This is a genomic window from Nocardia sp. NPDC058497, assembly GCF_042720195.1.
Taxonomy (GTDB): Bacteria; Actinomycetota; Actinomycetes; order Mycobacteriales; family Mycobacteriaceae; genus Nocardia.
This window is the reverse complement of the sequence record NZ_JBHXMY010000686.1, coordinates 1-2,884: the sequence shown is the minus strand read 5'-3', so window position 1 is coordinate 2,884 and position 2,884 is coordinate 1. Positions and strand designations below refer to the sequence as shown.

The following is a 2,884-nucleotide window of genomic DNA, read 5'->3' as shown; positions in this document are numbered from 1 at the left end:
GCTGTTGATGGCCTTGTCGACCTTCTTGCGCTGCTTGGGTTTCTCGACCAGGTCGAGGACCTGATCGGCGTCGACGCGCTCGTACCAGACCGTCATGCTGTCGGCCTCGGCGAGCATGCGCATCGTCTCGCGATAGCCGCGGGCGGCGGCTTCGACGGCGGTGGCGGCGCGCTCGTCGTCGCAGCCGTTGTCGCGGGCGGCGACGGCGACACTGGCGGCGAGCCGTTTGACGTCCCATTCGAACGGACCGGGCAGGGTCTCGTCGAAGTCGTTGACGTCGAAGACGAGATTGCGTTCCGGCGAGGCGTAGAGACCGAAGTTCGACAGGTGGGCATCACCGCAGAGCTGCACGATCAAGCCGGTGTTCTCGCTCTGGGCCAGATCGGCGGCCATGATCGCGGACGCACCACGCAGGAAAGCGAAGGGCGACTGGCTCATCCTGGCGTATCGGATCGGCACCAACTCCGGCATCCGGGTCTCGGCCTGACGCTCCAGAATCGCGACCGGATCCTCCCGCCCCGGACCAGCTCCCCACTCCCCCAGCTCCGATCGCGAGATCTGTTTCCGCGCTGCCTTGCCCTGCTCGACCGCTTCGCCAGCGAAGTCCTCCACCGTCTCATTCGTCATCGAGCAAGTCTCCCGCTACCACCCCGCGACAGCAAGGTCTTCGCTACAGGCGTCGCTGCCTTCGCCACTCGTCGACTCGGCGGACAAGTTCCTGCCACCAGGCCCACAGCGGGTTCCGCGGCGGAGTCGGCGTCGGCTCGGGCGCGGGGGTCGGCTCGGGCGCGGGGGTCGGCTCGGGCTCGGGAGTCGGCTCGGGATCCGGGCCAGGCACCAGCACCTTGCGGCGAATCCCGACGCAGGTGAATTGGGTTGCTCGGTAAGGGTTTCCGTTCTCGGCCCACTCGGAGACGATGAGGGTGAACTTGCCGTCCTCGAGCCTGCTGTAGGGATGGATGTAGCCACCGTAGAGGCGCGGCACTGTATCGACACCGCGCGGCATCCCGGTCACCGGCCGATGAGTGTGTGCCGTTATCCAGTTGGTGTTGTCGATGCGGTCGCCGACCTTGACGAAGATCGAGTAGTCCCCCGCGTCGAATCCGGAGATGACGGCCCTGTTCTCGACATAGCGCAGGCAGATCTCACCGAATCGCCAGCCGGGCAGGATCGGCGTCGGCTCGCGGTTCCAGCCCCAGTTGTCGCCGTTCCAGCCCCAGCCCTGCCAGGCGTGCGGATCGGACAGCCCGTCGACCGTCGCGCGCCACAGCAGCATGTCCTTGTTCCGGGCCAGGCCGCCGGTGGAGATGATGTGGACCCAGTCGCTGTGCGGGTCCTTGGCCCAGGAGATCATGACCCGCTTACCGGCGAAGGCGCCGCACCAGAACTTCGAACCGCTGCGCGCCCAGGTGATGCCGCTGTCGTCGGATGTCCAGACCTCGCACCACTTCTCGTTGCCCAGACCCTGGGTGTACATGACCCACAGGTAGATCCGGCCGCCGATGGTCATCGCGTCACACGGGAGGACGGTGGAGTATTCGGCGTTGTCGTGCTGGTAGTCCCACAACTGGCGGCCGTCGGTACTCGGCGAGGTGGCCATGACGATCGGCTCGGCGGGGTCGCGCTGGGACGTGCGGGTGATGATGGGCGAACGCCAGTTCCCGATGCCGCCCATCGGTGGGCCGTACGGACCGTCCCCGGAGAACGAGTCACCCCAGATGAAGCCGACATCGCCGTTGGGCAACTCGAACGGAATAGCGAGATCGCCGCCGCCGAGGTCGGCGGAGGGGACCGGGTTCAGATCGGTGACGCGCATCGAGCACTCCCCTCATCGACTAAAGCCAAAATCGTTGGGCTGGTGCCGCTTCCGTCACCGCTTTCAGGCTACCCGGAGAACGGCAACACGCCCGCTCGCGTGGGTGGGCCGTCGGGGCACGGTGTCGCCATTTCTCCACATTCGCCGCGTACCTCCGCACATCTGCCAGGTAGGTTGCGATGTGTGTTCACGGAGAATCGTCGACTCGTACTGCCGCCGCTGTTAGCGGCTTTCGCGATGCTGACAGCGATTGCGGTCGGTCTGCATCATGGCCGGATACTGACACATCTGTGGCTGCTGGCGCTGCCGGTGCTCGCGCTGGCGTGGTTGATGGTGATCGCCGTCTTCGCGCTCGCCTTGTGGCGAGCCGCGCGGTACGCGCCGGGGTGGCCGGTAGTGGTCACCGCGGCGATGGCAGTGGTCGGGATGCTCTTCATCTCTTATCGGGAGGCCGGAGCCTGGACCCGATTCTGGATCGAGCGCCCAACTTTCGCCGCAGTAGCAGCGATGGACCTGCCGGACCGTGATACCTACTACGGCACTCAGCTACCGGACCACCTCTGCGTCGTCTCGGTGAACTGCAAGGTGACGACCATCGGCATCAGCGGTGGACACCCGGTGCGATTCGTTCCCGACTATGCCGGAATTCCTGACGGCGCAACGGGATACGGCCATTTCATCGGCCGACCCGACCCAGGACCATACGACGGTTTCGGCGATGCGATCTGCCCGACGATGGAGCTGGCAGGCGGATGGTGGTGGCTCAGCGGGTGCCCATCGGCCGGCTGAAGTGGGCCGCCTCTGAGCATCGCCGAATTCCCGCTGCCGATCAGCGCGAGACAAGCGTATCGAGGCTCTTTTCCAGGTCACGTCCACGATGAAAACCACGATCGGTGATGAGGCGCACTGCACTGCGCGCCACTTGGAGGTCGCGCTCTGTCGCCGCCGCGAGCAGCTCGTGCAGATCTGCCAGATCCTGAGGACGCGTGTCGTCATCACGCGAAAGAAGTTTGAGGGCGATGTGGTAACCGGTGGTCGCCACCGGGAGACTCTGTCAGGGAACGATCT

General features: G+C 65.6%; 4 protein-coding genes. 1 reads left to right on the top strand and 3 read right to left on the bottom strand.

Features of this window, described 5'->3' with window-relative positions:
- Positions 1 to 627, bottom strand: a 627-nt coding sequence (locus tag ACFWPJ_RS29500) for a DUF2252 family protein (protein ID WP_378856284.1), incomplete at its 3' end; no start/stop codon positions are given.
- Positions 628 to 670: 43 nt separating this feature from the next.
- A complete protein-coding gene (locus ACFWPJ_RS29495) occupies positions 671 to 1,816 on the bottom strand; it encodes a DUF4185 domain-containing protein (RefSeq protein ID WP_378856282.1) in 1,146 nt (381 codons plus the stop codon).
- A 237-nt stretch (positions 1,817 to 2,053) separates the two neighbouring features.
- Here ACFWPJ_RS29495 and ACFWPJ_RS29490 point away from each other — a divergent pair, with 237 nt between their 5' ends.
- On the top strand, positions 2,054 to 2,605 hold the full coding sequence (locus ACFWPJ_RS29490) for a hypothetical protein (protein ID WP_378856280.1): 552 nt from the start codon (positions 2,054 to 2,056) through the stop codon (positions 2,603 to 2,605).
- Between the two features lie 40 nt (positions 2,606 to 2,645).
- Here the strand turns inward: ACFWPJ_RS29490 and ACFWPJ_RS29485 are convergent, their stop codons facing one another.
- Entirely contained in the window at positions 2,646 to 2,858 is a 213-nt protein-coding gene (locus ACFWPJ_RS29485) for a hypothetical protein (RefSeq protein WP_378856278.1), read from the bottom strand.
- Positions 2,859 to 2,884 lie beyond the last annotated feature (26 nt).